This window comes from Streptomyces sp. NPDC005374, assembly GCF_042872225.1.
Lineage (GTDB): Bacteria > Actinomycetota > Actinomycetes > Streptomycetales > Streptomycetaceae > Streptomyces.
Genome location: NZ_JBIAKA010000001.1, coordinates 394745 through 411122, shown reverse-complemented (window position 1 = coordinate 411122; position 16378 = coordinate 394745). Strand labels below are relative to the sequence as shown.

The window sequence follows — 16378 nt, the reverse complement described above, 5'->3', positions numbered from 1 at the left end:
GGGCCGATCAAAAGTGGTGGCCGGCCCACTGGGCCAGCGAGTCCACGGAGTTGCCCAGTTCGACAGCCGCGGTGGTGGCGCTGCCCAGGGCGCGCAGCCGCCCTGCGACACGCGCGAGACGACCAGCCACGGCATCGGCCCCCGGACGCTCTTCGGCTGCCGACTCCTCCTCGACAAGGGCCAACTCCTCGTCGAGGGCAGTGCGTTCGTCCTCCGGTACGCCGTCGAGGGCGCCGAGGTCCGCCCGTACCCGCGTCATGGCGTCGGCGAAGTCCTGGGGACCGCTCTGCTCGGTGAGGTGCAGATCACCGGCGATGTTGTAGACCCGGCTGTTGTGGAGCTGCCAGGAGGACTGGTCGAACGTCATATGCGCTCCCCGAGAGTGACCAGCACTCAGAGTAGGGCCACACCGGCCCCGTTGACATCGGGATGTGTAGGGAAAGGCGACGCGGCCGAGGACTTGGTCCGGGAGGCTCCGGAGCGGCCCTGTCGCAAATGGCGGCCGCGTCCGGCGGATCAGGGTCGATCCGGCCGACGAGCCGGTGACGCCGACGCGACGCCCTCGTTGTACGTATTCTCCGGGGCCCAGCCAGACGGACCTGGTGGGCTGGGATCTGGATACGGCGCGGACGGTGGCCCAGAGGATCAGGCTCCCCGCACGCCTCGACGCCCGTCAGGTCTGGCGACACCCCCACCGTCACCCTGTGCGTCGGCTGACCCTCCTGATCCGGTCTTGGCAGGGCCGGTGCCCGCCCCCGCCAATTCTCCCTGCCTGCAGTAGCAGGCCCCCGTGATGCCGGGGGCCTGGGAGGCTTCAGGGGCCGATTCAGGCCAGGCCAGGACCCCGCACCGGGATGCTGGTGAACGTCGGCGCCGGGGCGGGATCCTGGAAGAAGTCGTTGCCCTTGTCGTCGACCACCACGAAGGCGGGGAAGTCCTCGACCTCGATCTTCCAGACGGCCTCCATGCCGAGCTCCTCGTACTCGACGACCTCGACCTTCTTGATGCAGTCCTGCGCGAGACGGGCGGCGGGACCGCCGATGGAACCGAGGTAGAAGCCGCCGTGCGTGTCGCACGCGTCCGTGACCTGCTTGCTGCGGTTGCCCTTGGCCAGCATCACCTTGGAGCCGCCCGCCGCCTGGAACTGCTCGACGTAGGAGTCCATGCGGCCGGCCGTGGTCGGGCCGAAGGAACCGGACGCGTAGCCCTCGGGGGTCTTGGCCGGGCCCGCGTAGTACACCGGGTGGTCCTTCAGGTACTGCGGCATCTCCTCGCCCGCGTCAAGGCGTTCCTTGATCTTGGCGTGCGCGATGTCGCGGGCCACGACCAGCGGGCCGGTGAGCGAGAGCCGCGTCTTGACCGGGTACTTGGTGAGCTCCGCGAGGATGTCGTCCATCGGCTGGTTCAGGTCGATGCGGACCACGTCCGACTCGTCGAGGTGCTCGTCCGTCGTCTCCGGCAGGAACCGCGCCGGGTCCCTCTCCAGCTGCTCCAGGAAGACGCCCTCCGCGGTGATCTTCGCGACGGCCTGGCGGTCGGCGGAGCAGGACACGGCGATCGCGACCGGGCAGGACGCGCCGTGCCGGGGCAGCCGTACGACACGCACGTCATGGCAGAAGTACTTGCCGCCGAACTGCGCGCCGATCCCGATCCGCTGGGTCAGCTCGAAGACCTTCTGCTCCAGGTCCTTGTCCCGGAAGCCGTGCCCGAGCTCCGAGCCCTCGGCCGGGATCTCGTCCAGGTAGTGCGCGGAGGCGTACTTGGCGGTCTTCAGCACGTACTCGGCGGAGGTGCCGCCGACGACGATCGCCAGGTGGTACGGCGGGCAGGCGGCCGTACCCAGCGAACGGATCTTCTCCTCCAGGAACTTCATCATGGAGGCCTCGTTCAGGACGGCCTTCGTCTCCTGGTAGAGGAACGACTTGTTGGCCGAGCCGCCGCCCTTCGCCATGAACAGGAACTTGTACGCGCCGCCGTCGGTGGCGTACAGCTCGATCTGGGCGGGGAGGTTGGAGCCGGTGTTCTTCTCGTCCCACATGGTCAGCGGGGCCATCTGCGAGTAGCGCAGGTTGAGGTTCAGGTAGGCGTCGTAGATGCCCTGGGAGAGGGCCTCCTCGTCGCCGCCGGACGTCAGCACGTTCTGTCCGCGCTTGCCCATGACGATCGCCGTACCGGTGTCCTGGCACATGGGCAGGACACCCGCCGCCGCGATGTTGGCGTTCTTCAGCAGGTCCAGTGCCACGAACTTGTCGTTGCCGGAGGCCTCGGGGTCGTCGATGATCCGGCGCAGCTGCGCGAGGTGCGCGGGCCGCAGGTAGTGCTGGATGTCGTGGATGGCCTCCGCGGCGAGCTCGCGCAGCGCCTCCGGCTCCACCTTGAGGAAGGTCCGCCCGTCGGCCTCGAAGGTGGAGACACCCTCGGAGGTCACCAGCCGATAGGGGGTGGTGTCCTCTCCCATGGGGAGCAGATCGGTGTACGCGAACTCAGGCATCTCAGCCCATTCCTCACTCTGCGGACGGCCACCCGCCTCCGTCGGCGGGCCTCACCAGCCTAGAACCTGTCCAAGAGCGGCGGCCTGTGAGGTAAGGCTCAGTTGGTTGGCCAAGAGTTGTCCACAGCCCTAGTCGCGATCTATCGCGTTTCGGTACGCTGCTGCCGTGGACCTTCAGAAGCCCGATCTTCAGAAGCGCGAGGAACCCGCGCTCGCACCGGCCGACCTGCGCGCCTCGGACGCCGACCGCGACCGTGTCGCCGACATCCTGCGCGAGGCCCTCGCCGAGGGCCGGCTCACCGCGGACGAGCACGCCGAGCGGGTCGAGGGGGTGCTGAGTGCCAAGACGGCGGGCGAGCTGGAGGCCTTCATCCGGGACCTGCCCGCGGCCCACGAGCGCCGTGCCGCCCCGGCCTGGACCCCGGCCCCCAACAGGCCGACCGACGCGATACCCCACGACCCCGACGACAACGTGGTGGCGGTCTTCAGTGCCGCCGTCCGCAAGGGCCGCTGGCGCGCGGGCCGCCGCATCCACGCCTACGCGATCTTCGGCAGCGTGGAGATCGACCTCAGTGAGGCGATCTTCGAGTACCGCCAGGTCGTGATCAAGGCGTTCTCGGTCTTCGGCAGCGTCGAGGTCCGCGTCCCCGAGAACGTCTCGCTGCGCGGCACCGGCGGCGGCGTCCTCGGCAACTTCGAGGTGGACACCCTGGACTCGGCCGAGCCCGACGCACCCGTGGTGTACATCGACGGCTGGGCGGTCCTCGGCAACATCGAGGGACGGCCCAAGCGCGGCAAGCTCGTCGCGGACATCCTCGACCGGGTGCATCGCGCGGTCGACCACAAGCTGGACCGGAGTTTGCGCAAACACCTGGATCGTTGACGGTTGTGAATCCGGGCGGGTGCGAGACCGGCGGATCCGCCCCCGGTCGGCTCCCGGAGGCGCACACGACCCCCCGGAATCCAGCGGTTCGGGACTCAGTGCATAGGCGCGCGCACAGCGGGTAGGGCTTGCTGCATCGTCTCTCGCTCGCGAAGCCGTCGTCAGGAGTAGACCGTGCTGCAACCGCCGCATTCGTCCCTGCAGGTCGCTGCCGTTCCGGCCCAGCGGGTGCCAGTGCGGGACAGGGACCAAGACGCTCCATGGCACACCGAGGCGGTGTGCCGGCGCGACGAGGCCGGCCTGTTCTTCGCCCCGTCCAAGGAACCCACCGCCGCCAGGCTCTCCCGCGAGGAGGCCGCGAAGCGGGTCTGCGCCCGCTGTCCGGTGATGGTGGAGTGCCGCGAACACGCCCTGCTGCAACCCGAGCCCTACGGCGTCTGGGGCGGCCTCACGGCGGCGGAACGCCGAGTCGTCCTGGCCCGTAGGCGCCGCCGCGACATGGAACTGAAGAACGCGTCGAGGGCGGCCCGCATAGCGCAGGCCGGCTGAACCAACAGCAAAAGGCGCCCCCACCGCACCGGGGGCGCCTTTGGAACTGGGCCGAGTCGAACTGCCTGGGGGCGCGGGGAACTGCGCGACCAGCCCCCACGCACCCGCACCCGCCCAGGCTCCGAGCCATCAGGCTCTATTTGGCGCGATCGAAGTCAATCGCGCTGTACGCCCGCAGCTTGCTCAGCCGATGCTCCGAGTCGATCCGCCGCACCGTCCCCGACTTCGACCGCATCACGATCGAGTCGGTCGTCGCGGTCTCCGACCGGTAGCGCACACCGCGCAGCAGCTCCCCGTCGGTGATGCCCGTGGCGACGAAGAACACGTTCTCCCCGGACACCAGGTCGTCGGTCGTGAGCACCCGGTCCAGGTCGTGTCCGGCGTCGATCGCCCGCGCCCGCTCCTCGTCGTCCTTCGGCCACAGCTTGCCCTGGATCGTCCCGCCGAGGCACTTCACGGCGCAGGCCGAGATGATGCCCTCAGGGGTGCCGCCGATGCCCAGCAGCAGGTCCACGCCGGTGCCTTCGCGCAGCGCGTAGATCGATCCCGCCACGTCACCGTCGGAGATCAGCTTGATCCGTGCGCCCGCCTCCCGGATCTCCTTGATGATCCCTTCGTGCCGGGGCCGGTCGAGGACGACCACGGTCACGTCCTCCGGAGTGACCCGCTTGGCTTTGGCGACGCGCCGGATGTTCACGGAGACCGGGGCGTCGATGTCGACGAAGTCCGCGGCCTCCGGGCCCGTGACCAGCTTGTCCATGTAGAAGACGGCGGACGGGTCGAACATCGACCCCCGGTCGGCCGCGGCCAGGACCGCGATCGCGTTCGGCATGCCCTTGGCGTTCAGCGTCGTCCCGTCGATCGGGTCGACGGCGATGTCGCACTCGGGCCCGGTCCCGTCGCCCACGCGCTCCCCGTTGAAGAGCATCGGGGCCTCGTCCTTCTCCCCCTCGCCGATGACGACCACGCCGTTCATCGACACGGTGGAGACGAGGGACCGCATGGCGCGCACCGCGGCGCCGTCGGCTCCGTTCTTGTCGCCCCGGCCGACCCAGCGGCCCGCGGCCATCGCGGCGGCTTCGGTCACCCGGACCAGTTCCAGGGCGAGGTTGCGGTCGGGGGCCTCGGAGGGGACTTCGAGTTCGGACGGCAGATGATGATGCTCGGTCATCGGTGCGCACCTTTCTGATACGACGACGGCCGGATGAGGGTTCGACCGTCGACTCTATCGTCAGTCCGACAAAATGAGCAGGGGCCCCCACGGATGAGCGGACCGGGCACCTGCGACGATAGGGGGCGTGGCAGGTTCGAACGGCAAGCAGAAGACGGTCCGGGACATGATTCTGTCCCTGGGCCTGATCGGGATCGCGGCGGCGGTCATCTACGTGTTCATCCCGCACGACGACTCCGCTCCGGACGTCCAGAAGGTCGACTACCGCGTCGAGTTGCTCACGGCCCGGCGCGCGGCCTCCTACCCGGTGGCGGCGCCCGAAGGCCTGTCGGCCGACTGGAAGGCGACCTCTGTGCGCTTCCAGGCCGACGAGTTCGACGCCTGGCACCTGGGCTTCCAGGCCCCTGGTGGTGAGTACGTGCAGATCGAGCAGTCGACTCAGAAGCAGTCGACGTTCGCCGACGAGGCCAGCCAGGGCGGCGCGGCGACGAAGCAGACCCAGGAGATCGCGGGCCGCACCTGGACGCGGTACACCGGCGGTCGCTACGACGCCCTCGTGCACAGTGGCGACGGGGCGACGACGGTGGTCGCGGGCACGGGATCGTTCGCCCAGCTGACCGAGATGGCGAAGTCGCTCAGAACTGCGTGAACGGCGCGGGAGAACGACGAGAGGGCCCGGCTGCCAGGCAGCCGGGCCCTCTCGTGTGTCAGCGGTCTCAGACGGTGGTGACGACCTCGTCGAACGAGAGCCGCGGGGAGCGCGGGAACCAGGCGTCCTCGCCCGGCTTGCCGATGTTGACGACCATCAGCGGGGTGTGGTCGCCGTCCAGGAACTCCTTCTGGACGCCGGCGAAGTCGAGGCCGGTCATCGGACCGGCGGCGAGACCCGCGGCACGGACGCCGATGATGAAGTACGCGGCCTGGAGGGCGGCGTTCAGCCCGGCGGCACCCTCACGGGCGGGGCGCTCGGCGAAGAAGAGGTCCTTGGCCTGCGGGAAGTGCGGGAGGAGCTGCGGCAGTTCCTCGTGGAACTCGTTGTCCGCGGAGAGGATCGCGACCAGCGGGGCGGTGGCGGTCTTCGGCTGGTTGCCCTCGGCCATGTGCTTGACCAGGCGCTCGCGGGCCTCGGCGGAGCGGACCAGGGTGATGCGCAGCGGGCTCTGGTTGAAGGCGGTCGGGCCGAACTTGACCAGGTCGTAGATCGCCTGGACCTGCTCGTCGGTCACCGGCTCGTCGGTGAAGGTGTTCGCGGTGCGGGCCTCGCGGAACAGCAGGTCCTGGGCGGCGGGGTCAAGAACGAGAGACATGCGGGAACCTTCTCGGAAGTACGTGGGCCCCGGAAACGGACCGTGGACCGGTTGACGTCTCCGAAGGTACGCGAAGTAAGTTCAACTTTCAACAATGAGCTGACCCTAGTGATCCGCTTCACAGTCGGTCCGGTGGATCGCCCGGCAGCCGCTACTCGGCGTCGCCCTCGCCGGCCGTCACTTCCTGCTCGGCCAGCGCCGCGTCCAGCCGCTGCCGCGCCCCGTCCAGCCAGCGCCGGCACACCTTCGCCAGCTCCTCGCCCCGCTCCCAGAGAGCCAGGGACTCCTCCAGCGTCGTACCGCCGGCCTCCAGCCGCCGTACGACCTCGATCAGCTCGTCCCGCGCCTGCTCGTACCCGAGCGTCTCTTCCGCCACCTTGCTGGTCATCCGCCCACCCTATGCATCGACTCGGACAGTGAACTCACCCTCGGCCACCCGCGCCCGCAGGGTCTCCTCCCCTGCCACCTCGTCCGGCGCCCGCACCACATGCCCGTCGGCCTTCTGCAGCACCGCGTACCCGCGCTGCAGGGTCGCGGCGGGGGAGAGGGCCACCACGCGTGCGTGCGTGTGCGTCAGCTCGGAGTCGGCGCGGTCCAGCAGATGCCCCAGGGTGCGGCGGCCGCGGTCGGTCAGGGAGGCCACATGGTCCGCGCGCTCGTCGATCATCCGGTGCGGATCCTCTATCGACGGCCGCGCGAGCGCGTGCGCCAGGCCGCGCTCCTCCCGCTGCAGGAACGCCTCCACACAGCGCCGCGCGCGGTCCCGCAGCGACCGCACCCGCTCGTACTCCTCCCCGACGTCCGGTACGACCTTCTTGGCGGCGTCCGTAGGCGTGGACGCCCGCACGTCGGCGACATAGTCGAGCAGCGGGGTGTCCGGCTCGTGCCCGATCGCGGAGACGACCGGAGTACGACAGGACGCGACCGCCCGCACCAACTGCTCGTCGGAGAACGGCAGCAGATCCTCCACGCTGCCCCCGCCGCGCGCCACGATGATCACGTCCACGCCGTCCAGCGCGTCGAGCTCCTTGACCGCCTGCACGACCTGCGGGACGGCGTGCACCCCCTGCACCGGGACGTTGCGCACCTCGAAGCGGACGGCCGGCCAGCGATGCCTGGCGTTCTCCAGGACGTCCCGCTCGGCGGCCGAGGCACGCCCGCAGACCAGCCCGATCAACTGCGGCAGGAACGGCAGCGGCTTCTTGCGCTCCGGCGCGAACAGCCCCTCCGCGGCGAGGGACTTCTTCAGCTGCTCCAGCCGCGCGAGCAGCTCACCGACCCCGACGGGCCTTATCTCGGTGGCCCGCAGCGAGAGCTGCCCCCGCGGCGCGTACCACTCCGGCTTCGCGAGTACGACGACCCGGGCGCCCTCGGTGACGACATCGGCGACGTCGTCGAAGACCTGGCGGAAGCAGGTCACGCCCACCGAGATGTCGTGCGACGGATCGCGCAGTGTGAGGAACACGACGCCCGCGCCCGGACGCCGGGAGAGCTGGGTGATCTGCCCCTCGACCCACACGGCGCCGAGGCGCTCGATCCAGCCGCCGATGAGCCGCGACACCTCGCCGACGGGCAGGGGCGCTTCGGGAGTCGAGTTCACAGCCATGCCGCGAGCGTAACGTCCGGGTACGACAACACACCGTCACCGCAGGGGAACCAGGGCCGGTCCTTGTCCGGCGGAGCGCGCCGGCGCCGCGGGGTCTGGGCGTGGGTTCGGGGTGGAGGCCCGGGGCGCGTGGCCCGAGGCCCGGGGTGCGAGGTCCGGCGCGCTCTCACGCTCGACTTCGTTCGCGGGAGGGCACGGTCGTGCCCGGCCCTGCCGACCCGCCCGACTCCGGCCGGTCGGCGCAGTTCCCTACAGTCGGCCTGACCCGCCTGACCCGCCTGACCCGCCTGACCCGCCTGACCCGCCTGACCCGCCTGACCCGCCTGACCCGGCGGAGATGCCCTGACGGCCGCGCTGGGCGAACAGGACCGCGAGTCCGGCCGCCAGCCACACCGCGCCCACCACTTGAGCCGCCCCCGACGCCTCCACGATCACCGCCAGAGTGATCGCCGCCCCGACCACGGGCACCAGCACATGCCGCCACCCGATCACCGGTCCGCCACGCTTGTGGACCGCGAACCACCCGACCACGCTCGCGTGCAGCAGCGTGAAGGCCGTCAGGGCGCCGATGTCGACCACGGACACCAGGTGGTCCATGCCGTCGTCGCGGCGTGCCGCCCACACCGCCGCGACCAGGGTGATCACGGCCGCACACAGCAACGCCACGCGCGGCACGCCGGAGTCCGTCTTCGCCAGCGCACGCGGAAGGCGCCGGTCGCGGCCCATCGCGAACAGCAGCCGCCCGGCCGCCGCCTGGCCCGCCAGCGCCGCAAAGGCCGCGCCGATCGCCTTGCTGACGGCCACCAGATCGTGCAGCCAGGTACCGGCCGCGGTGTCGACGGCGTCGTAGAAGGCGGATCCCTGCCGGCCCGGGTCCGCCGCGTACTGGGCCGAGGTCGTCGGGTCCAGGAGGGCCACCAGGTAGGTCTGCGCCACGAACAGCACACCCGCGAGCGCCAGACAGAACAGCACCGCGCGGGCGACCTTCTCCGAACCGCCCGTGACCTCCTCCGCGAACGAGGCGATCGCGTCGAAGCCCAGGTACGACAGAACGGCCACCGACACCGCGCCGATCACCGCCGACAGCGCGAACGAGCCCTGGGTGCCGTCCCCGGACAGCGGCGACAGCCAGCCGCGTTCGGCGCCGCCCCGCGCGAGGACGACGATCGCGGACACGGCGAAGACCAGCAGGACCACGATCTCCATCGCCAGCACCAGGAAGCCCACCCGGGCCGCGGCCCGGACGCCCCACAGGTTCAGCAGGGTCGTCAGGAGGACCGCGAGCGCCGTCCACACCCAGCGGGAGACCTCCGGGACCAGGGAGTTCATCGCGATACCGGAGAACAGGTACGCCACGGCCGGGATCAGCAAATAGTCCAGCATCGCCATCCAGCCCGCGACGAACCCGGCCTCCCTGCCGAGCCCCGCGCGCGCGTAGGCGAACACCGACCCCGCCTGGGGGACCACCCGCACCATCTGCGCGTAACTGAACGCGGTGAACGCCATCGCCACGGTGGCGAACACGTAGACGAGGGCGACCGCCCCGTGCGACTTGGCGTCCAGGGTGCCGTAGACCCCGACGGGGGCCATGGGGGCGATGAACAGCAGCCCGTAGACGACGAGATCCCGGAAGCCGAGGCTGCGCCTCAGGTCGCCGTGTTCCTCCACGGCCGCGGGATCCGCCGTGCCGGTACCGGACATCATGCCTCCACCTGCGCCTCGCCCGTCCCGCCCCTCACGTCTGTGGGTCAGTCTTCCCGGGAAGGTCACCCGCACGCGATCTTTGACCGGCCGAACGCGGCCTTACGATGGGAGGCATGACTGCTTCGCCTGGCCGCCGTGTCCTGCTCGCCGCCCCCCGGGGCTACTGCGCGGGCGTGGACCGCGCCGTGATCGCCGTCGAGAAAGCCCTGGAGCAGTACGGCGCTCCGGTGTACGTCCGGCACGAGATCGTCCACAACAAGTACGTCGTGCAGACCCTGGAGAAGAAGGGCGCCATCTTCGTCGAGCGGACGGAGGAGGTCCCCGAGGGGAACATCGTCATGTTCTCCGCGCACGGCGTCGCCCCCGTCGTCCACGAGGAGGCCGCGCGCGGCAGGCTCGCCACCATCGACGCGACCTGCCCGCTGGTCACCAAGGTCCACAAGGAAGCCGTCCGCTTCGCCAGCGAGGACTACGACATCCTCCTGATCGGGCACGAGGGCCACGAAGAGGTCATCGGCACCTCGGGCGAGGCCCCCGACCACATCACGCTCGTCGACGGTCCGGCCGATGTCGCCAAGGTCGAGGTCCGTGACCCGTCGAAGATCGTGTGGCTGTCCCAGACGACCCTGAGCGTGGACGAGACGATGGAGACCGTCGACGCCCTCAAGGAGAAGTTCCCGCAGCTCATCTCCCCGCCCAGCGACGACATCTGCTACGCCACGCAGAACCGTCAGCTCGCGGTGAAGCAGATGGGCGCCGAGGCCGAACTCGTCATCGTGGTCGGCTCCCGCAACTCCTCCAACTCGGTGCGGCTCGTCGAGGTCGCCAAGCTGGCCGGCGCCCGCGAGGCCTACCTCGTGGACTTCGCGCGCGAGATCGACGAGGCCTGGCTGGAGGGCGTGACCACGGTCGGCGTGACCTCGGGCGCCTCGGTGCCGGAGGTGCTGGTCGAGGAGGTCCTGGAGTGGCTGTCGCAGCGCGGCTACGGCGACGTGGAACTCGTCAAGGCGGCCGAGGAGTCCATCACCTTCTCGCTGCCGAAGGAGTTGCGCCGCGACCTGCGCGAGGAGGCGGCGGCACTGGTCGCGGCGCGTACGGGGGTCTCCGGTGCCTCGGTCGCCCCGGGTACCTCGGAGGAGTGACTGTCAGTCCGTCGTCGTAACGTAGGGCCATGCAGATCTTCGGCTTGGACATCGGCGGATCCGGGATCAAGGGCGCCCCTGTGGACCTGGACAAGGGCGACCTGGCCCTGGAGCGCCACAAGGTGCTCACCCCGCACCCGGCCACGCCCGACAGCGTGGCCGACGGGGTGAAACAGGTCGTGGACCACTTCGGGTGGACGGGACCGGTCGGGCTGACCTTCCCGGGCGTGGTCACCGGCGGATCGCACATCCGTACGGCGGCCAACGTCGACAAGGCCTGGATCGACACCGACGCGCGGGCGTTGTTCAGCGAGCGGCTCGGCGGGCTCCCCGTGACCGTGGTCAACGACGCGGACGCGGCGGGCGTCGCCGAGATGAACTTCGGCGCGGGCAAGGACCGCAAGGGCACCGTCATCCTGCTCACCCTCGGCACCGGCATCGGCAGCGCGGTCTTCGTCGACGGCGTCCTCGTGCCCAACACCGAACTGGGCCACCTGGAACTGCACGGCCACGACGCCGAGAAGCGGGCCTCCAGCAAGGCCAGGGAGGACGAGGAGCTCACCTGGGAGCACTGGGCCCGCCGCGTCCAGAAGTACCTAGCCCATGTCGAGATGCTGTTCTCGCCGGAGCTGTTCATCATCGGCGGCGGCGTCAGCCGCAAGTCCGAGAAGTTCCTGCCCCACATCGAGGGCATCAAGGCCGAGATCGTCCCGGCGCAGCTGCAGAACAACGCGGGGATCGTGGGAGCGGCGATGCGGGCGGTCCAGGCGTAGGGAGCCTGCGGGGGCACCCGGCGCAGGGCGCCCCCGAGGGGACCGGCTCCCGTCGGTCGGTGAGCGGCCCGCGTCAGCGCGTGCGGCGTCGTACCAGGCGGATCCGGCGGACCAGCGCGATGAGGCCGGTGGCCAGGGTGCCGGCGTAGAGCCAGCCCGCCTGGGTGGCGAGGGCGGTGAACAGGCCCATCAGGTGGCCCGACGTGCCCTCGCCGGTGTCGGCGACGGGAAGCAGTCCGACGGCGAAGGCGATCGGCACGATGACGGGTGCGGTCAGCAGGTCGGCCCGGCGGATCCAGACCGCCGTCAGTACGCACACCGGCAGGAACAGCACGCCGTAGACCGTCAGCGCGGGACCGAGCAACAGCGAGACCAGACCTCCGAGCACGAACATCACCGCCGTGCAGAACAGCCCGCCGCCGAGCCCGGTGAGCCGTGGATTGGGCAGTCTCCGCAGTGTCCGGACCACGGGAGGCACGGGTCGGCGGTCCACCGGCGGCCGGCGTTCACCGCGTGCCTGCGCGGGCAGCGGCGCTGCCGGTACTCCCGGTGCTCCACGTCGTGTTCCGTTGTGCGGGGGTCGTGTCCTGTGTTGCTCCACTGGACCAACTTAGGTCCGTTCATGTGCGCGATCATGTCTCGGACACGCCGTGGGAAAGACCTTGGCCATGCGTTCGAGAGGCCCGCCGGAGCGGGCCCGGACAGCCCGTAAACTGGGGGATCGGCCGGCCCGCCGGCCCCTGGTCCGCCCAGGACGGGTACTGGCCCCCTGGCCCTCTCACTACGGGAAGTCGCAACGTGTCGCTCACGATCGGAATCGTCGGTCTGCCGAATGTCGGCAAGTCGACCCTGTTCAACGCCCTGACCAAGAACGACGTGCTGGCGGCCAACTACCCGTTCGCCACGATCGAGCCGAACGTCGGCGTGGTGGGTGTCCCGGACCCGCGCCTGACGAAACTGGCCGAGATCTTCTCCTCCCAGAAGATCCTCCCGGCGACCGTCGACTTCGTCGACATCGCGGGCATCGTGAAGGGCGCCTCGGAGGGCGAGGGCCTGGGCAACAAGTTCCTCGCGAACATCCGCGAGTCCGACGCGATCTGCCAGGTCATCCGCGCCTTCCAGGACGAGAACGTCGTACACGTCGACGGCAAGGTCTCGCCGAAGGACGACATCGAGACGATCAACACCGAGCTGATCCTCGCCGACCTCCAGACGATCGAGAAGGTCCTGCCGCGCCTCCAGCGGGAGTCGCGCATCAAGAAGGACATCGGGCCGAAGGTCGCGGCGGTCGAGGCGGCGAAGGAGATCCTGGAGAAGGGCGACACCCTGTTCTCCGCGGGCATCGTCCAGGGCTCCGGCAACGAGGAACTCCTCCACGACCTGCACCTCCTCACCACCAAGCCCTTCCTCTACGTCTTCAATGTCGACGAGGACGAACTGGTCGACGAGGACTTCAAGACCGAGCAGCGCGCCCTGGTCGCCCCCGCGGAGGCGATCTTCCTCAACGCGAAGCTGGAGGCGGACCTCGCCGAGCTCGACGACGAGGAAGCGATGGAGCTCCTGGAGTCGGTCGGCGTCGAGGAGCCCGGCATGGCCACCCTGGCCCGCGTCGGCTTCGACACCCTGGGCCTGCAGACCTACCTCACGGCCGGCCCCAAGGAGTCCCGCGCCTGGACCATCAAGAAGGGCGCCACCGCCCCCGAGGCCGCCGGAGTCATCCACACCGACTTCCAGAAGGGCTTCATCAAGGCGGAGGTCATCTCCTTCGACGACCTGGTGGAAACAGGCTCGGTCGCCGAGGCCCGCGCGAAGGGCAAGGCGCGCATGGAGGGCAAGGAGTATGTGATGCAGGACGGGGATGTGGTGGAGTTCAGGTTCAACGTGTAGCGGGTGACGCACCACCGCATTGCTGATCTGGCACAGGTACAGGTCAGAAGGGGTCCGGCTCTTCGGGGTCGGGCCTCTGGGTTTTCCCGTGCCGCCGCGAGGAAGCCGGACATGAGCCTGTCAGGGAAGCCCACGAGGAACTCACGGACCGGGGCTGAACCGGCGGGATCGGTGCGGGCGTCGGCGAAGGGTGGCCAGCAGGAGCAGGATGTCGGCCACGACTGTCACGACCAGCAGCACCGCGCAGCATCCGAAGCCGATCAGCCCGGCCTCCAGCCAGGGGACCGGGCGCGAGTCCATGCACTGGACCTGTTCGCGGGTGCAGCCGCTGTTCGGAGGGAGGGGCGGCACCGGGAGCGCGAACCCCGTGACGACGACGAGCACGGAGACGACGATCCCGGCGAACAGCAGACCCCACCGGATCCACCGTGCTCCCCACCACGACAGGATCCAGCCGACCACCGTCACCGTCGGCAGGATCCACAGCGAGACACTGATCATTTCCACACCCCATCGAGCCGTCGTCGGGTGACGTGGTAGCCCGCGTCGACGACCCTACTCAGGGGCCTTCGACCGTCGATGGGCCGCCCGCCGCCACCGCCTTGAGGCTGGGCCCGTCCGGCCGGTGGGAGGATGCGAGGAAGGTGAGCGAGGGGCGGGAAACGTGGGGCGTGGGGAGCGGGACGCGGTCGCGAGGGGAGCGCGGCTGTGTGAGGCGGCTCAAGGGGTGGTCGCTGATCACGAGAGGGCGGTGGAGGCGGTACGGGCGGCGCTGAGGCCGCTCCACGAGGCCGCGGTGAAGCAGGAACTCGACGCCATCCCCGTCGCCCGGCTGCAGGACGTCACCGAGGGGCGGCTGCGTCTCGGGAGCGTCGAGAAGAGCGGACTGCGCACCTTGAGCGATGTTCTCGAGGCGGGCCCCTACCGGTTGCGGCAGATCCCCGGCGTTGGGCAGCGCACCGCCGACCAGATGCTCGCCGCCGCCCACCGGCTCTCCGAGGCGGTGCACGAGACCGTGGCCGTCCACATAGACGTCGACCGGCCGGAACCGGGCACCACCGCACTCGTCATGGCCCTGCACGTACTCGTGGAAGCCGGCCCGGACGCCCGGCGTGCGGTCGACAGGGCCGCCGAACTGTCGGACCGCCTCGGCCCGTCGCTCGCCGAGGCCAGGCCCGCCACCGGACGGGTCCGGATGCTGCTGGCGGGGCAGGAGAAGAAGGCCCGCGTGCTGGCGGCGGTCGCCGACATCCGGTCGCTGGTCGACGAGGCGGAGCGGGCGGCACTGCCCGGGCTGTTCGCCCAGGCGTCGGTGGACCTGCTCCGGGGACCCTCGTCCGACGTCGCGGCCTGGGTGGACTTCGAACTCCGCAGCGCCGAGTACTACAGCCTGCTCGCCGAGATCTCCGGGCGGCTGCCGGACACCGCCGCCGCCCAGGGCTTCCTGCCCGACGAGGTCGCCGAGCGGGTCCGGACCCAGCACCTCGACGACGCGCACCGGCGGGTCTCCCTGCGCGGTTACCAGGCGTTCGGCGCCCGGTTCGCGCTCGCGCAGCGCAAGGTGATCCTCGGCGACGAGATGGGGCTCGGGAAGACGATCCAGGCGATCGCCGTGCTGGCACACCTGGCGGCCGAGGGGCAGCGCCACTTCCTGGTCGTGTGCCCGGCGAGCGTCCTCGTGAACTGGACACGGGAGATCGAGGCCCGCAGCGCCCTGCCGGTCAGGGTGCTCCACGGCCCCGAACGACGGCATGCGTTCGCCGACTGGAAGGACCGGGGCGGGGTCGGGGTGACCACCTTCGACGCGCTACGGGGCTTTCCCGCGCCGGGCGGTGGGGAGGTCGGTCTGCTCGTCGTCGACGAGGCGCACTCCGTGAAGAACCCCAAGACCAAGCGGTCCCAGGCGGTCGCCCTGTGGACGCAGAAGTGCGGGCGCACTCTCTTCATGACCGGAACCCCGATGGAGAACAGGGTCGCGGAGTTCCGCAACCTGGTCCGGATGCTCGACGCCGACATCGCCGACTCGCTCGGTGAACGGGACGCGCTGGCCGGTTCGGTCGCCTTCCGCAAAGCCGTGGCCCCGGTCTACCTGCGGCGCAACCAGGAGGACGTACTGACGGAACTCCCGAGCCTCCAGCAGACCGACGAGTGGGAGGAGCTGAGCGCGTCGGACGAGGAGGCCTACCGCGACGCCGTACGGGCGGGCAACTTCATGGCGATGCGCAGGGCCGCGTACACGCGTCCCGAGAAGTCGGCCAAGCTGGGACGACTGCGGGAGATCGTTCGGGAGGCCGGCGAGAACGGGCAGAAGACGGTGGTCTTCTCCCAGTTCAGGGACGTACTGAGGGTGGTGGAGGAAGCACTCGCGAGCGGAGCGTCCGAGGTAACTCCACTGTTCGGTCCGCTCACCGGAAGCGTTCCGGCCGGCCGGCGACAGCAGATCGTCGACGACTTCGCCGGTGTTCAGGGACCCGCCGTGCTCCTGGCGCAGATCCAGGCCGCGGGCGTCGGCCTCAACCTGCAGGCCGCGTCCGTCGTCGTCCTGTGCGAACCGCAGATCAAGCCGACCGCCGAACACCAGGCGGTGGCCCGGGCCCACCGTATGGGGCAGGTCAGGCCGGTCCGCGTCCACCGTCTCCTCGCCACCGGGGGCGTGGACGAACGCATGGTCAAGAAGCTGGAGGCCAAGACCCGCCTCTTCGACGCCTACGCCCGCCGCAGCGCCGTGGCCGAGGCCACCCCGGACGCGGTCGACGTGTCGGACATCGAGCTGGCCCGCAGGATCGTCGAGGAGGAACAAGAGCGGCTGGGGATGGCCGACGAGAGGGTCCCGGCGGCGGAGTGACCCGGCCCGAGGCGAACGCA

Annotated in this window: 16 protein-coding genes; 7 read left to right on the top strand and 9 right to left on the bottom strand. The window is 70.2% G+C overall.

What is annotated here, in order from left to right; genetic code table 11:
- Nucleotides 1-7: 7 nt before the first annotated feature.
- Both ACFYRX_RS01945 and ACFYRX_RS01940 read right to left on the bottom strand, forming a co-directional pair.
- Nucleotides 8-367 carry a hypothetical protein gene (locus tag ACFYRX_RS01945; RefSeq protein WP_389095722.1) on the bottom strand — a complete coding sequence of 120 codons (360 nt, stop codon included), beginning with the start codon at nucleotides 365-367 and terminating at the stop codon, nucleotides 8-10.
- Nucleotides 368-826: 459 nt separating this feature from the next.
- Nucleotides 827-2491 carry a fumarate hydratase gene (locus ACFYRX_RS01940; protein ID WP_389095720.1) on the bottom strand — a complete coding sequence of 555 codons (1665 nt, stop codon included), beginning with the start codon at nucleotides 2489-2491 and terminating at the stop codon, nucleotides 827-829.
- A 166-nt stretch (nucleotides 2492-2657) separates the two neighbouring features.
- On the opposite strand from ACFYRX_RS01940, the gene ACFYRX_RS01935 reads away from it, so the two are divergent.
- Nucleotides 2658-3374 carry a DUF1707 domain-containing protein gene (locus tag ACFYRX_RS01935; protein WP_389095718.1) on the top strand — a complete coding sequence of 239 codons (717 nt, stop codon included), beginning with the start codon at nucleotides 2658-2660 and terminating at the stop codon, nucleotides 3372-3374.
- Between the two features lie 174 nt (nucleotides 3375-3548).
- Nucleotides 3549-3923: a WhiB family transcriptional regulator gene (locus tag ACFYRX_RS01930; RefSeq protein ID WP_328750242.1), complete on the top strand. Its 375-nt coding sequence runs from the start codon at nucleotides 3549-3551 to the stop codon at nucleotides 3921-3923.
- Between the two features lie 136 nt (nucleotides 3924-4059).
- On the opposite strand, the gene glpX is transcribed toward ACFYRX_RS01930, so the two are convergent.
- Nucleotides 4060-5094, bottom strand: a complete 1035-nt coding sequence (glpX, locus tag ACFYRX_RS01925) for a class II fructose-bisphosphatase (RefSeq protein WP_389095716.1) — start codon at nucleotides 5092-5094, stop codon at nucleotides 4060-4062.
- A gap of 127 nt (nucleotides 5095-5221) precedes the next feature.
- Between glpX and ACFYRX_RS01920 the strand changes: the two genes are divergently transcribed.
- Nucleotides 5222-5743 carry a DUF4245 domain-containing protein gene (locus ACFYRX_RS01920; protein WP_389095714.1) on the top strand — a complete coding sequence of 174 codons (522 nt, stop codon included), beginning with the start codon at nucleotides 5222-5224 and terminating at the stop codon, nucleotides 5741-5743.
- 67 nt (nucleotides 5744-5810) lie between these two features.
- Here the strand turns inward: ACFYRX_RS01920 and ACFYRX_RS01915 are convergent, their stop codons facing one another.
- The 4 genes from ACFYRX_RS01915 to ACFYRX_RS01900 form a co-directional block, all read right to left on the bottom strand.
- Complete coding sequence (locus ACFYRX_RS01915; protein WP_389095712.1) at nucleotides 5811-6401, bottom strand: malonic semialdehyde reductase; 591 nt, start codon at nucleotides 6399-6401, stop codon at nucleotides 5811-5813.
- 151 nt (nucleotides 6402-6552) lie between these two features.
- On the bottom strand, nucleotides 6553-6789 hold the full coding sequence (locus tag ACFYRX_RS01910; protein WP_389095710.1) for an exodeoxyribonuclease VII small subunit: 237 nt from the start codon (nucleotides 6787-6789) through the stop codon (nucleotides 6553-6555).
- 9 nt (nucleotides 6790-6798) lie between these two features.
- Nucleotides 6799-8007 carry an exodeoxyribonuclease VII large subunit gene (xseA, locus tag ACFYRX_RS01905; RefSeq protein ID WP_389095708.1) on the bottom strand — a complete coding sequence of 403 codons (1209 nt, stop codon included), beginning with the start codon at nucleotides 8005-8007 and terminating at the stop codon, nucleotides 6799-6801.
- A gap of 249 nt (nucleotides 8008-8256) precedes the next feature.
- Nucleotides 8257-9708, bottom strand: a complete 1452-nt coding sequence (locus ACFYRX_RS01900; protein ID WP_389096875.1) for an APC family permease — start codon at nucleotides 9706-9708, stop codon at nucleotides 8257-8259.
- 107 nt (nucleotides 9709-9815) lie between these two features.
- Between ACFYRX_RS01900 and ACFYRX_RS01895 the strand changes: the two genes are divergently transcribed.
- Both ACFYRX_RS01895 and ppgK read left to right on the top strand, forming a co-directional pair.
- Entirely contained in the window at nucleotides 9816-10853 is a 1038-nt protein-coding gene (locus ACFYRX_RS01895) for a 4-hydroxy-3-methylbut-2-enyl diphosphate reductase (RefSeq protein ID WP_389095706.1), read from the top strand.
- Nucleotides 10854-10882: 29 nt separating this feature from the next.
- Entirely contained in the window at nucleotides 10883-11626 is a 744-nt protein-coding gene (ppgK, locus tag ACFYRX_RS01890) for a polyphosphate--glucose phosphotransferase (RefSeq protein WP_389095704.1), read from the top strand.
- A gap of 73 nt (nucleotides 11627-11699) precedes the next feature.
- On the opposite strand, the gene ACFYRX_RS01885 is transcribed toward ppgK, so the two are convergent.
- Complete coding sequence (locus ACFYRX_RS01885) at nucleotides 11700-12227, bottom strand: DUF6542 domain-containing protein (RefSeq protein WP_389095702.1); 528 nt, start codon at nucleotides 12225-12227, stop codon at nucleotides 11700-11702.
- A gap of 197 nt (nucleotides 12228-12424) precedes the next feature.
- Between ACFYRX_RS01885 and ychF the strand changes: the two genes are divergently transcribed.
- The gene (ychF, locus tag ACFYRX_RS01880; protein ID WP_389095700.1) at nucleotides 12425-13513 is read left to right on the top strand and encodes a redox-regulated ATPase YchF; all 1089 of its coding nucleotides are present in this window, start codon (nucleotides 12425-12427) and stop codon (nucleotides 13511-13513) included.
- A gap of 141 nt (nucleotides 13514-13654) precedes the next feature.
- Here the strand turns inward: ychF and ACFYRX_RS01875 are convergent, their stop codons facing one another.
- A complete protein-coding gene (locus ACFYRX_RS01875; RefSeq protein ID WP_389095699.1) occupies nucleotides 13655-14014 on the bottom strand; it encodes a hypothetical protein in 360 nt (119 codons plus the stop codon).
- Between the two features lie 163 nt (nucleotides 14015-14177).
- Between ACFYRX_RS01875 and ACFYRX_RS01870 the strand changes: the two genes are divergently transcribed.
- On the top strand, nucleotides 14178-16358 hold the full coding sequence (locus ACFYRX_RS01870; RefSeq protein WP_389095698.1) for a DEAD/DEAH box helicase: 2181 nt from the start codon (nucleotides 14178-14180) through the stop codon (nucleotides 16356-16358).
- Nucleotides 16359-16378: the final 20 nt, after the last annotated feature.